The organism is Rhodovulum iodosum (genome assembly GCF_041020385.1).
GTDB lineage: Bacteria > Pseudomonadota > Alphaproteobacteria > Rhodobacterales > Rhodobacteraceae > Rhodovulum > Rhodovulum iodosum.
This window is the reverse complement of sequence record NZ_JBEHHI010000002.1, coordinates 334,083-346,796: the sequence shown is the minus strand read 5'-3', so window position 1 is coordinate 346,796 and position 12,714 is coordinate 334,083. Positions and strand designations below refer to the sequence as shown.

Sequence of the window (12,714 nt, the reverse complement as noted above, 5' to 3'; positions counted from 1 at the left end):
GGCGCCGCCCCGGCCGCGCGTCATTCGACGTCGAGCGCGAGGTCCAGAAGCTGCTGGCCGTCGGGCGTTTCGTCGACGAAGGCCTTGTAGGAAGTTTCCTTGGCCAGGTCGCGCCAGGCGTTGAACTCTTCCTCGGTCATCGCCGCGATCTCGACGCCGGCCTCTTCGAAGACCCGGCGCGATTCCGCGTCTTCTTTCTTGGCCTCGTCGAGGTAGAAGGCCTGGGCCTTTTCGGCCGCGGCCAGAAGCGCGCTCTGCTGCGCTTCGTCGAGACCGTCGAAGGTGGACTTGTTCATCAGGAGCGGCTGGTACATGAACCACAGCGCGTAATCGCCCGCGGGCGTGTAGCACGACACCTGCTCGTAGATGCGGTAGCTGACGAAGGACGAGGACGAGGTGTTCGCCGCGTCCAGCACGCCGGTCTGCATCGCGTTGTAGATCTCGGACGACGCCATCGAGGCGATGGACGCACCCGCACCGGCCAGCATCTGCTCGAACGCCTTGCCGGCCGCGCGCATCTGCTTGCCCTCGACATCCTCGGGCGCGGTGATGCAGTCTTCCTTGCCGGCGAAGCCGCCCGCCAGGTAGCCGTGCACCAGGACCATGACGTCATCGTCGGCCATCTTGGCCTCGATCGCCTCCATGAACGGGCTTTCGTTCATGCGCGCCGCATGGTCGTGGTTCTTCACCAGGCCGGGCATCAGGGTCAGGTTGTAGGCCGGCTGTTGCCCGCCCGCGTAGGACAGCGGCAGCACGGTCATGTCGAGCTGACCGCGCGACAGCGGGGTATATTGCTCGCGCGCCTTGAACAGCGACTGGGTCGGAAAGATCCGGATGTCGAGATCGACATCCGCGGCGGCCACCTCGTCGGCCACGATCTTGGCGACCTGGTGGCGTACGTCCTTGTCGGACCATTGATGCGACAGGCGCAGGTCCGTTGCACCGGCGCTCAGCGCACCGGCCATAAGCGCCAGCGACGCGACGGCTGTTGTGATTTTCACGTTCATGAAGTCCTCCCATTGGCATTTCGGTCTTTTGCCGAGCCTCAGCGTGTTTCGCATCGGCTGTTTTTTAAGTCAACTTTTTTGTATACAAGACGTGTTTTCTTGCGCACAAAGAATGCCCCATGCTACAGGCGGTGCATGGCGCGCAAACGATCTGACATCATCGCGGACGAGCTGGAAAGCCTGATTTTCGACGGCACCTTCGCGGGCGGCGCGCGGCTGGACGAGGTCCAGCTCGCCACGCGGTTTTCGGTGTCGCGGACCCCGATCCGCGAAGCCCTGCAGCGCCTCACGATCTCGGGCCTGGTCGAGCAGATCCCCCGGCGGGGCGTGTTCGTGCGCCAGCCCGGCCTCGCCGAACTGGTCGAGATGTTCGAGGTGATGGCCGAGCTCGAGGCGGTCAGCGCAAGGCTTGCGGCCCGGCGCATCGCCGAGGACGCGCTCGACGACCTGCGGTCCACGAACCGGCGATGCCAGCTTGCCGTCGAGGCCCAGGACGCCGACGGATATTACCGCGAGAACGAAAGGTTTCACGCGATCGTTTATCGGCAGTCCGGCAATACGTTTCTGGAACAGGAATGCCTTCGGCTGCATCACCGCCTTCAGCCGTTTCGCCGTTTGCAGCTGCGCCTGCGTGGGCGGCTGCGGCAATCCATGGCCGAGCACGAGGCGATTGTCGACGCGCTGGAAGCGGGCGACGGCGAGGCGGCCGCGGCCGCGATCCGCAAGCATGTCGCCGTGCAGGGAGAGAAATTCCACTACCTGATGTCGACCTTGAAACCGGCCGCAGAGTAGCCCCGACGCCCCATCCTGGCCTCGGCGCTGGACGTGGCGTCGGGGGCTGCCGTCATTCCCGGAAAAGCGGCGAGGCTGGCATAGCAGGTCACCTCGAAACCTGCCCGGTTGCTGTCTTGTTCGCCGCTCCGCCCCCCCACCCCTGCAAAGCGGCGCGACGGCCCGACGCGCCGACGAGGCCCTGATACCGACCGGCGCGTCCTAATTTGGCCCGGTGCCCCCGAGGGCGCCGGCCTCTGGAATGGCGTCGCAGACGATGGTCTTGCGGCCATGCCGTCGTGCGGTCGCACCTGCGACGATACAAAGTATCTCGAATAGCAGCGAGGCGCCGATCCAGGCGGTCGTGCCCGACGGGTCGAAGGGCGGCGCGACCTCGACCAGATCGGCCGAGACGATATCGAGGCCGTCGAGCGTGCGCAGCATGTGTTGTGCCTCGTAGGCGGTGAAGCCCCCGATCTCGGGCGTGCCGGTGCCCGGCGCCAAGGCCGGGTCGATGGCATCAATATCGAAAGAAAGATGCACGCGCGTGCCGCCCACGATGTCCCGCGCTTCGGCCATCACGTCATCGGCGCCGCGCGCGCGGAACTCCTCGATCGAAACGATGCGAATGCCGTTCGCGGCGGCAAAGGCGCGGTCCTCGCCGTCATAGGTCGTGCCGCGGATGCCGATCTGGACCATCCGCGACGGGTCGAGCAGCCCCTCTTCCACCGCGCGGCGAAAGGGCGTGCCATGCGTGTAGCGCACGCCCCCGAAATAGCTGTCGAAGAGATCCGTATGCGCGTCGAAATGGACGAATCCGAGCGGGCCGTCCTTGGCCATGGCGCGCAGCAGGGGCAGGCTCATCAAATGGTCGCCGCCCATCATGACCGGCGCCACGCCGGCCGCGTCCAGGCGGGCGAACTGATCGGCGACGAGGGCCAGCGTGTGTTCAATATCGGTCAGGTTGACCGTGGCGTCGCCGAAATCGGCGCAGCGGGCGGTGTGGAACGGGGCGACGCGCGTGGCCTGGTTGACCATGCGGATCATGGTCGAGGCATCGCGCAAGGCCCGCGGCCCGTGGCGCGCGCCCGGGCGGTTCGTAGTGCCACTGTCCCACGGCACGCCGAGAAACCCGATCTCGGCCGCTTTGGGCGCGTCCAGCCGGCGCAGCGGCAGCCGCATGACCGAGGCGATGCCGGCGAAACGCGGCACCTCCAGCCCCGAGACGGGCAGGTAATCGGGATCGATGGGGATCATGGGTTCACCTCCGAGATGTCATCCACCCGCTGCAGATCGTGGTGGTCCCGGGCGTGGCGGGCGATCTGCTCCATCGGGGCGAGCCAAGTATCGCCCTCGGCAAGGACGTTTTCCAGCCATTGCTCCATTGCCGCCCAGCGGGCCAGCCGGTCGGTCAGGAACGGATGCAGCACCGGCATCCAGAACCCGCCGACCGCGCGCGTCGCATCGAATTCATCGGCAAACCCGCGAATGCCGTCCGCGAGCGCGCGGACCGGCATCAGGTATCCGATTTCCTCGAAATGGGCAAAGGGCGGCCAATCGTCGTTGCCCCAATGCGCCGGCAGCTCGATCAGCTCGCCCCCCGGCGCCGTCAGCAGATAGGGCATCTCGTCGGCCGTCAGGCGGCCGATCACGGCGGGCGTGGCGTTGTAGACCGGCGCGCGGTAGCCCCGCGGCTTGCGGCCGGTCATCCGCACATGGGCATCCATCGCCCTGAAAAAGAGCTCGGCCTCGCGCTCGTCCGAATGCCCCACGCGAAGGGATCGTCGCACGCGATGGACAATTTTTACGTCGCCAAGCTGATCCCGCTGATCGCAGAGGCCAGGGTCGCGGCCATTCCCACCCCGCCGACCAACATCACCCTCCAGGGCCGGATGGACAGCTACCCCAAGCGGCGCGGCCTGACCCGCGTGTCCGAACTGCGCGCGGCGGGGGTGACGGTGGCCTTGGGGCAGGATTGCGTGCGCGACCCGTGGTATCCGCTAGGCTCTGGCGACATGCTGGAGGTGGCCCATATGGGGCTGCACGTGGCGCTGATGACCGCGCCCGACGCGATGCGCGCCGCCCTCGACATGGTCACGCGCACGCCGGCCGAGATCATGGGGCGGGATTTCGGACTGGCACCGGGCAAGCGGGCGAGCCTCGTCATCCTGGACGCACCCGACCCGATCGAGGCACTGCGCCTCAGGCCGTCGCGGCTCTGGGTCATTTCGGGCGGCCGGGTCGTGTGTCGGGCACAGCCCGAAACCCGCGGTCTCGACGCCGGGTTCTGATCGCGGCCCATGGCCCTGAAGACCTGCCGCGCCTGTCCGCGCGGCCGCCTCGCGCGGCCACTGGACGTGCGCACCGCGCGGCATAGCTCTTCGGCATGCGACATTTCCTTTTTCTGCTTTGCCTTGTTCCCGGGCTTGCCTGGGCCGACGATTGGGACGCCCTCGCGCAGCCGGGGTCGATCGCGATCATGCGGCACGCCCTGGCCCCCGGCACCGGCGACCCGGCCGATTTCGACCTTCAGGATTGCGCGACACAGCGCAATCTCGACGCGCAGGGCCGCGCCCAGGCCCGCGCCGTCGGCGAGGGGTTTCGCGCGCGCGGGGTTTCTTTCGACGTGGTGCTGACAAGCCAGTGGTGCCGCACGCGCGAGACCGCCGAACTCCTCGACCTCGGCCCGGTCGTCGAAGCGCCGCCGCTCAACTCTTTTTTCGGCGATTTTTCCAGCCGAGACCGACAAACAGCCGAGACCCGCGAATTGATCGCGGCCACCGAAGGCCGCCTGATGCTGGTCACCCACCAGGTCAATATCGCCGCGCTGACCGGGCGAACGACCCGGTCGGGCGAGGTTCTGGTGATCGTGCCACGGGGCGGGCGCATCGACGTTCTGGGCAGCATCGCCATCGCGCCATAGCGTTCGCGCGGACATGCGCATGCCGACAACAGCGGCGGCACGCTGTTTCACGGGACCAACGGACCGAACCCCGGACCGTCCGCGACCTGCCCCACGCGGGGGCCGGACGCCACGTGGCCCGCGCTTTTCCGGCATGAGACCTGTCAGGCAAGCACGCCGATCTGCCAGGGGGCGAATTCTTCCTCGCCGACGCCCAGCGCCTCGGATTTCGATTGCGCGCCGCTTGCGACGGCGAGGATCGTGGCGAAGATCGCCTCTCCCATCTCGTCGAGCGTCATCTCACCGTCGACCACGGGGCCGCAATTGATGTCCATGTCGCCCTGCATCCGCTGAAACATCGGCGTATTGGTCGCCAGCTTGACCGTCGGCGCGGGGTAAGAGCCGAAACAGGACCCCCGCCCTGTCGTGAAGCAGATCAAATTCGCCCCGCCCGCGATCTGGCCGGTGGCCGAAACCGGGTCGTAGCCGGGCGTGTCCATGATCACGAGGCCCTTTTCCGTGACCGGGCAGGCATATCGATAGACCGCGTTGATGCCGGTCGATCCGCCCTTCTTGGAGCCGCCCAGCGCCTTTTCGATGATGTTGGCCAGCCCGCCGGCGTTGTTGCCCGGGCTGACGCGGCCGTTGATCTGGGTATCGCGCCCCTCGCTGTAGTCCAGCCACCAGCCGATGCGGTCGAGAAACGCCTGCCCGACCGCTTTTGATTTGGCGCGCGCGGTCAGGGTGTGTTCCACCCCGTAAAGTTCCGGCGTTTCAGACAGGATCGCCGTTCCGCCATGGCGCACGAGGATATCGACGGCCTTGCCAAGGGCTGGGTTGGCCGACAGCCCCGAAAACCCGTCCGACCCGCCGCATTGCAGGCCGATCGTCAGATGCTCGGCGCTGCATGCCGTGCGCGCGATGCGGTTGGCCTCTTCCAGCATCTCGCGGATGACGGCCTTGCCCTTTTCCACCGCGGCGCGCGTGCCGCCGATGTCCTGCATCGTCACCGTGCGCAGCATCTTGCCCGTCTCAAGGCCCTGCTCTTCGAAAAAGACGCCGAGATTGTTGCGCTCGCAGCCGAGCGAACAGACCAGCGCGCCCGCGATATTGGGATGGCGGATATAACCGGCAAGCGTGCGCCGCAGCAGGTCCATCGGTTCGCCCGTCATCTCCATGCCGCAGCCCTGCTGGTGGATGAAGGCCACCACGCCGTCGACATTCGGGTAATCGGCCAGGCGTTCGTCGTCGAAATAGGCGCTGATCTTGCGGGCCACGGTGGCCGCGCAGTTCACGGTGATGAAGATGCCGATATGGTTGCGCGTGCCCACGCGCCCGTCGCTGCGCCGGTACCCCATGAAGGTGGCCCGCTCATCGGGCGCCAGCAGATTGGGCGCGATGTAGTCCTCGGCAAAGCGGTAATCCTTCTGGAACGCGTCCATCAGCACGTTGTGGCTGTGAAGCCAGGTTCCCGGCACGATATCCGCGCCGGCAAAGCCGATGATGGTGTCGTATTTCTTCACCGCCTCGCCCTTGGCGATCGGACGGGTCGCGATCTTGTGGCCGAGGGGGATGTCCTGCAACGCGGTCACCCGCTCCGCCGCGATCTGCGTGCCCTTCGCAATATCCGCCCGCGCCACGACCACGTTGTCGGCGGCATCCAGGCGGATGGTCGGATTGGGGCTCGGTGTATCGGTCATCGTGATCCTATGGTCTGCAAGGTCGCGGGGGTTTGCGCCCCATCAATTGCGTCGCACCTTCTCTCACCGGCGATCCGGTCTCATCCATGCGCGCGCACGACGGCATCGGGCCGTTGTGCCACCGCGGGCGAAAGCGCCGTGCCGAGGCCGGGTGCCGTGGGGGCCTTGACCATGCCGTTTTCGATGACCGGCAGCTCCGTCACCAGCTCGCGGTACCAGGTCGAGAGCGTCGCGCGCACCACCTCCTGGTAGATCGCCGTGGGCGCGTGCAGCGCCAGGTGCAGCCCGGCCATCAGCGCGACCGGCCCGGTGCAATCGTGCGGCGCCAGCGGCTTGGCGTAAACCTCGGCCAGCGCCGCGATCTTGCGCGCCTCGGTCAGCCCCCCGCACCAGTCGATATCGACCATCACCACGTCGAGCGCCCCCGCCGCCAGCAGGTCGCGGAACCGAACCGCCCCGCCCAGGGTCTCGCTGCCGCAGATCGGCGTGGACGTGGCCCGGCGCAGGTCGGCCAGCGCGGCGGCGTCGTCCATCTTTCCGATCGGGTCTTCGGCCCAGAAGACGTTGTAGTCCTCCAGCGCGCGGCAGATGCGGGTCGCGGCATGGCTGCCCCAAAGGCTGTGCAACTCGCACATCACCTCGATATCGTCGCCGACCGCCTTGCGGATCTTCGCAAACGGCGCGAGCCCGGCCTTGAGATCGGGCAGCGAGATCATCTGCCCGCCGGTCGCCGCGGCGTAGATGTCGAAGGGCCAGATCTTCATCGCCCTGTACCCTTCCGAGACAAGGCTCTCGGCCAAGGCCCCGGCGTCCCGCATGAAGGCGAGCTGGTCGTCATAGGGGCCTTGCGACACGTCCCCCGCGCCGATCTGCCGGTTGCCCATCACCCGGCCGCCGCGCGTGCCGCCGCTGTTGTAGCTGTAGCCCGCGCAGGTGTTGTAGGCCGGTATTTCGAGGCGCGAGGCCCCGCCCAGCGCCTCATGCACCGGGATGCCGTGGCGCTGGCCGGCGAGATCCCACAGCGCCATGTCGATGGCCGCCGCGCCCCGCACCTCGGCGCTGGAGCTGTTAAAGCCCACGGTCGGCGTCAGCATGTGGCGCGCGATCGCCTCGATATGGCGGCTGTCGCGGCCCATCAGCCACGGTGCAAGCTGTTCGTGGATCACCGCCTCGATGGCCTGCGTGCCGCGAAACCCCTCGCCCAGACCGGTCAGCCCCTCGTCGGTGTCGATCTCGACCCAGATCAGGTTGGGCCGTTCGTCGATGCGTATGGTGCGGATGCAGGTGATCGCAGACATGGTCGGCCCTCAGTTCAAAACCCGTTGGCTTCAAGAAATGCCCGCAGGCGTGCGCCCTGCCCTTCGCTGAGCGGCCAGGCGCCGGGCGGGCGCACGGCGCCGCAATCCTGCCCGATCAGCGCCAGCGCCGCCTTGACGCCGGTCACGTTTGCGCCGCCCATCTCTTCGGCGCGGATATCCTCGAAGGTGCGCATCCCCGCGATCAGGCGGTTGGCCTCGCCGAAATCCCCCGTCCTCAGCGCGTCGCGGATGGCGACCGACCGCTCGGGCCAGACATTGATCAGACCCGAGGTGAAGCCCTGCGCCCCCACCGCGCAGAGCGGCGGCGCCCAGACCTCGGCCAGCCCCCCGACCCAGATCACCGACGGGTCCGACGCGGCGATGGCGCGGGCCAGCGTCATCGGGTTGGGCGTGGCCCATTTCACGCCGGCGACGCCCGCGATGCCGGTCAGCCGGGCGATGGCGTCGGGCCCCATCGCGTCGTTGCGCAGATACAGCATCGCGGGCAGCCCGTCGCCCGCATCGACCACGCGGCGCACGTATTCTTCGTACCCGCGCGGGGCGACAAAGGGGTCCGGCGTCTGGTGGATCATCAGTGCATCGGCCCCGGCGGCGCGGGCATGGCGCGCGGCGCGCCCGGCCTCGGCGATGCCGCGCCCGATGCCGGCGAAGACCGGCACCCGGCCGTCCACCCGGTCGACGATCGCGGCGCACATCGCCGCCGCCTCGGCCTCGTCCAGCGCGTAGAACTCGCCGGTGTTGCCGTTGGCCACCAGGATATCGACCCCGGCGCCGATGGCCCTGTCGATCACCGGGCCGAGGCGGGCGGGCGCGACGGCGCCGCCGGCGTCATAGGGGGTGACGAGGATACCGGAAATGCCGGTCAGGGCGGTGCGGATGTCATGGCTCATGCGGTGCCCTCCTGGCTGGGTTAGGTCGTCGCGGCCCCGCGCGTCAATGGATTTCCGGCTCGGGCGCCGGGCCGCCGTAATCGGTGCGCAGAAAGTCGAAATCGCAGCCCTTGTCGGCCTGTTCCACGTGGCGGGCGAACATCGCGCCATAGCCGCGCTCATAGCGCGGCGGCGGCGGCGTCCAGGCGGCGCGGCGGGCGGCGATTTCTTGCGCGCTGACCTCCATGTCGAGGCGGCGTCCGGGCACGTCGAGGGTGACGCTGTCGCCGGTTTTCAAGAGCGCCAGAGGCCCGCCGATATAGGCCTCGGGCGCCACATGCAGGATGCAGGCGCCGTAGCTGGTGCCCGACATGCGCGCATCCGACAGGCGCACCATGTCGCGGTGCCCCTGTTTCAGCAGCGCCCGTGGCATCGGCAGCATGCCCCATTCGGGCATCCCCGGCCCGCCCTGCGGACCGGCGTTCCTGAGCACCAGCACGGTGTCGGGCGTCATCGGGTGGTGCTCGTCGTCGACGATGGCCTTCAGCTCGTCATAGCTGTCGGCGACCAGCGCGGGGCCGGTATGGCTATAGAAATCGGGGGTCATCGCGGCGGGCTTGATCACCGCGCCATCGGGCGCAAGGTTGCCCTTCAGCACCGCGAGCGATCCCTCGTGATAGACCGGGTTCGAAAGCGGCCGGATCACATCGGGGTTGAAGTTCTGCGCCTCGTCCAGCCCCTCGCCGATGGGCCGTCCGGTCACGGTGATCGCGCCCAGATGCAGCTTGTCGCCCAGCTCTTTCATCAGGGCGCGCAAACCGCCGGCGTAGTAGAAATCCTCCATCAGGTAGCCCTGCCCCGAGGGGCGTACATTGGCGATGACCGGCGTGGTGCGGCCGATGGCGTCGAGATCGGCAAGCGTCAGGGCAATGCCGGCCCGGCGCGCCATGGCGATGAGGTGGATGATGGCGTTGGTGGAACAGCCCGTGGCCATGGCCACGGTCACGGCATTGCGCACCGCGGCCTCGGTCAGCACCTTGTCGGGCGTCAGGTCCTCCCACACCATCTCGACCGCGCGGCGGCCGCAGGCGGCGGCCATGCGCTGGTGGCCCGCATCCGGCGCAGGGATCGACGAGGCCCCGGGCAGGCAAAGGCCCAGCGCCTCGGCAATCGCGGTCATCGTGCTGGCGGTGCCCATCGTCATGCAATGCCCGTAAGAGCGCGCGATGCCGCCCTCCACGCCATGCCACTGTTCGTCGGTGATGGTGCCCGCGCGGCGCTCGTCCCAATACTTCCAGCCATCGGTGCCCGAGCCCAGCGCCTGACCCGCAAAATTGCCGCGCAGCATCGGCCCCGCCGGCATGTAAAGGAACGGCAGCCCGGCCGAGACCGCGCCCATCACCAGCGCCGGCGTGGACTTGTCGCAGCCGCCCATCAGCACCGCGCCGTCCACCGGGTGGGCGCGCAGCTGTTCCTCGACATCCATCGCCGCGAGGTTGCGGTAAAGCATCGAGGTGGGTTTGAGGAAACTCTCCGACAGCGAATGCGTCGGGATCTCCATCGGCATGCCGCCCGCCTGCAGGATGCCCTTCTTGATGAACTCCGCCCGGTCGCGGAAATGCATGTGGCAGGGCTGCGCCTCGGACCAGGTGTTGAGGATCGCGATGACCGGCTTGCCCTCCCAGTCCTCGCGGGACAGGCCCATCTGCATGGCGCGCGACCGGTGCCCGAACGAGCGCAGGTCGTCGGGGGCGAACCAGCGCGCCGAGCGAAGGTCCTGGGGGCGTTTCTTGGTCAAGGCCGGGCTCCTCGTCAGGAAATCGGGGTTGCTAAAACGAACATCAGGGCGGCGATGACCCCGGCCAGAACCAGCCCTCCGATCCAGGGCCAGGGGCCGTAGCCGTCGATGTCGTCTCGGGAGTCGCGTCCGATCATCTCGTCTGTCTCCTCAGTTCAGCAGTTCGGGCAGGAAAAGCGCGATCTGCGGGAAGAACATCACCAGCAAGAGCCCCGCGATCTGCAGACCGATGAAGGGCAGCACCGAGAGGAAGATTTCTTGCAGGGTCACATCCTTGGGCGCCACGGATTTCAGCCAGAAACAGGCCGGGCCGAAGGGCGGCGACAGGAAGTAGATCTGGATGTTCATCACGAACAGGATGCCGAACCAGATCTTCGCCTGATCCTCGGTCAGGCCCAGGTCGGGCGCCAGCGTCATCACCACCGGCGCGAAGACCGGCACGGTGATCAGCACGATGGCGATCCATTCCATGAAGGTGCCCAGCACCATCAGGATCAGCATCATCACCAGGATCGTGCCCAGCGCGCTGAGCCCGAGGTCGAGAAAGAGCGAGCGCATGAAATCGCCGCCGCCCACCAGATTGAAGATGCCCACGAAGCTGACCGCGCCCAGCACCAGCCAGATGATCGTGCCGACCGTGGTCATGGTGCCCAGACACGCGGCCGAGACCACGTCCCACTTGAACTTGTGGCGCACCGCGGCCACGAGCATCGCGCCGATGCAGCCCACCGCCGCGGCCTCGGTCACCGAGGCGACGCCGCCATAGATCGAGCCCATGACCGCGGCGATCAGCAGGATGCACAGGATCACCGCCGTCAGCCGCTCGCGCGAGAGCTTCTGCTCGGTCCCGGTCATCGCGGCCACCTCGGCAGCGGTCGGGGCCAGCGAATGGTCGAGGTTCACGCGGATCAGCACGTACCCGGCATAAAAGACCGCCAGCATGATGCCCGGAATCGCGCCGGCCATGAACAGATCGCCGATACCCACCTCGGCCGACAGGCCGTAGACGATCATGATGATCGAGGGCGGGATCAGCGTGGCCAGCGCGCCCGAGGCGCAGATCAGGCCGATGGTGATCTTCCGGTCATAGCCGAGGCGGAACATCTGCGGCAGCGCCACGAGGCCCAGCATCACAATCTCGCCGCCCATCACGCCCGACATGGCCGCGAGGATCACCGCGACCACGGTGGTCTGCACCGCCACGCCGCCGCGCAGGTTGCCGGCGAAGATCGACATCGCGTCGAACAGGTCCTCGGCGATGCCCGCGCGTTCGAGGATAGAGGCCATCAGCACGAAGAAGGGCACCGCGACGAGGCTGTAATGTTCCAAAAGCCCCACGGCGTTCGACGAGACCAGGAACAAGCCCCGCGGCCCGAAAAACGCCACTGCCATGATCACCGAGACGATCAGCGTCACGATGCCCAGCGGCATCCCCGTCATCATCAGCGCCACCAGCAGCAGCACCATGATGAGCGAGACCGTGCCGAGATCCATGTCGCGCATGTTCAGCGCCGCGGACGGGTCCAGCGCCTTGCCGATGTCCGAGACGAAACCGGAAAAGGCGTTGGCGATCGAGAAATCGAAGAAGTGCGCCAGAAAGCCCGAGACGAAGTAGACGATGAAATAGGCACCGACGAACTTGACCAGATGCTTCAGCCAGGCGGCCTGAACGTGGCGGTGCAGGTTCATCATCAGTTGCGCCAGGTACATGAAGGCGCCGATCACCATCAGCGATTTCATCATCATCGGCAGCGGCGAGTTGAAGGCCGATCCCGATTTCTCGACCCGCCCGATGCTGACATAGGCGCGGATCGTGGCGTCGGTCAGCAGCATGTAGAGCGCAACGACACCCACGATCATGGCGAAGAGATCCAGCCACCATCGCTGACGGGTGCTGGCCATGATGTGGAACACGGTGATTGCGATGTGACGCTTTTTCAGGGTGACATAGCCCGCCGACAGCATCCAGGCGGCGGCGACCATCACCATCACCGTCTCGAACGCCCAGTAGGTCGGCGCGTTCAGCAGGTAGCGCGAGAACACCTCGTAAAGCGTGGCGAGCGCGGCGATGAAATAGAAGACCGAGACGGCAATGCCCGTCAGGTGGCTGATATGTTCGACCACCGTGTAATCTGACCGGGGAAGGTCGGCGTCTTCGTGCAGGGGGTCCTGGGCACCGATGTCGATATCGGTATCGGCGAGCCTTGCCTCGTAGTCGCGCGTCATCGCTGTCGCTCCCCCTCGTCGCCCGGCCCGGCCGGGCGGGCGCAGCTATCCCCGGATTTCGTGTCAGGCCCCGCATGGCCCGGAGGCGCGCCCGCCGTCTTGGCGGGCGGGCGCGCCGTTGT

Annotated in this window: 11 protein-coding genes and 1 pseudogene; 3 read left to right on the top strand and 9 right to left on the bottom strand. The window is 67.3% G+C overall.

What is annotated here, in order from left to right:
* Positions 1 to 20 precede the first annotated feature (20 nt).
* Positions 21 to 1,007, bottom strand: coding sequence for a TRAP transporter substrate-binding protein DctP (gene dctP / locus Ga0609869_RS10820; protein ID WP_125407083.1), 987 nt, complete (start codon positions 1,005 to 1,007; stop codon positions 21 to 23).
* A gap of 135 nt (positions 1,008 to 1,142) precedes the next feature.
* Between dctP and Ga0609869_RS10815 the strand changes: the two genes are divergently transcribed.
* Positions 1,143 to 1,799 carry a GntR family transcriptional regulator gene (locus Ga0609869_RS10815; RefSeq protein WP_125407081.1) on the top strand — a complete coding sequence of 219 codons (657 nt, stop codon included), beginning with the start codon at positions 1,143 to 1,145 and terminating at the stop codon, positions 1,797 to 1,799.
* A 201-nt stretch (positions 1,800 to 2,000) separates the two neighbouring features.
* Here Ga0609869_RS10815 and speB read toward each other — a convergent pair whose 3' ends face one another.
* Positions 2,001 to 3,035 (bottom strand): agmatinase, encoded by a 1,035-nt coding sequence (gene speB / locus Ga0609869_RS10810; RefSeq protein WP_125407078.1) that lies wholly within the window; start codon positions 3,033 to 3,035, stop codon positions 2,001 to 2,003.
* Positions 3,032 to 3,568 carry a polysaccharide deacetylase family protein gene (locus Ga0609869_RS10805; RefSeq protein WP_125407075.1) on the bottom strand — a complete coding sequence of 179 codons (537 nt, stop codon included), beginning with the start codon at positions 3,566 to 3,568 and terminating at the stop codon, positions 3,032 to 3,034. Before Ga0609869_RS10805 ends, speB begins: the two co-directional genes overlap by 4 nt.
* Between Ga0609869_RS10805 and Ga0609869_RS10800 the strand changes: the two are divergent.
* Both Ga0609869_RS10800 and Ga0609869_RS10795 read left to right on the top strand, forming a co-directional pair.
* Positions 3,560 to 4,069: pseudogene (locus Ga0609869_RS10800) on the top strand (amidohydrolase family protein); the annotation flags it as partial. The gene Ga0609869_RS10805 and the pseudogene Ga0609869_RS10800 overlap by 9 nt on opposite strands.
* A gap of 188 nt (positions 4,070 to 4,257) precedes the next feature.
* Positions 4,258 to 4,701 carry a histidine phosphatase family protein gene (locus tag Ga0609869_RS10795; RefSeq protein WP_369022856.1) on the top strand — a complete coding sequence of 148 codons (444 nt, stop codon included), beginning with the start codon at positions 4,258 to 4,260 and terminating at the stop codon, positions 4,699 to 4,701.
* 143 nt (positions 4,702 to 4,844) lie between these two features.
* Here Ga0609869_RS10795 and Ga0609869_RS10790 read toward each other — a convergent pair whose 3' ends face one another.
* The 6 genes from Ga0609869_RS10790 to Ga0609869_RS10765 all read right to left on the bottom strand — a co-directional run bounded on the left by Ga0609869_RS10790 (position 4,845) and on the right by Ga0609869_RS10765 (position 12,592).
* Positions 4,845 to 6,380, bottom strand: a complete 1,536-nt coding sequence (locus Ga0609869_RS10790) for a UxaA family hydrolase (protein ID WP_125407070.1) — start codon at positions 6,378 to 6,380, stop codon at positions 4,845 to 4,847.
* Between the two features lie 80 nt (positions 6,381 to 6,460).
* The gene (locus tag Ga0609869_RS10785) at positions 6,461 to 7,678 is read right to left on the bottom strand and encodes a mandelate racemase/muconate lactonizing enzyme family protein (protein ID WP_125407067.1); all 1,218 of its coding nucleotides are present in this window, start codon (positions 7,676 to 7,678) and stop codon (positions 6,461 to 6,463) included.
* 14 nt (positions 7,679 to 7,692) lie between these two features.
* A complete protein-coding gene (locus Ga0609869_RS10780; protein WP_125407064.1) occupies positions 7,693 to 8,589 on the bottom strand; it encodes a dihydrodipicolinate synthase family protein in 897 nt (298 codons plus the stop codon).
* 43 nt (positions 8,590 to 8,632) lie between these two features.
* On the bottom strand, positions 8,633 to 10,366 hold the full coding sequence (araD, locus tag Ga0609869_RS10775; RefSeq protein ID WP_125407061.1) for an L-arabinonate dehydratase: 1,734 nt from the start codon (positions 10,364 to 10,366) through the stop codon (positions 8,633 to 8,635).
* Between the two features lie 14 nt (positions 10,367 to 10,380).
* The gene (locus tag Ga0609869_RS10770) at positions 10,381 to 10,503 is read right to left on the bottom strand and encodes a dihydroxy-acid dehydratase (protein WP_125407059.1); all 123 of its coding nucleotides are present in this window, start codon (positions 10,501 to 10,503) and stop codon (positions 10,381 to 10,383) included.
* Positions 10,504 to 10,516: 13 nt separating this feature from the next.
* On the bottom strand, positions 10,517 to 12,592 hold the full coding sequence (locus Ga0609869_RS10765) for a TRAP transporter large permease subunit (RefSeq protein WP_125407056.1): 2,076 nt from the start codon (positions 12,590 to 12,592) through the stop codon (positions 10,517 to 10,519).
* Between the last annotated feature and the right edge of the window lie 122 nt (positions 12,593 to 12,714).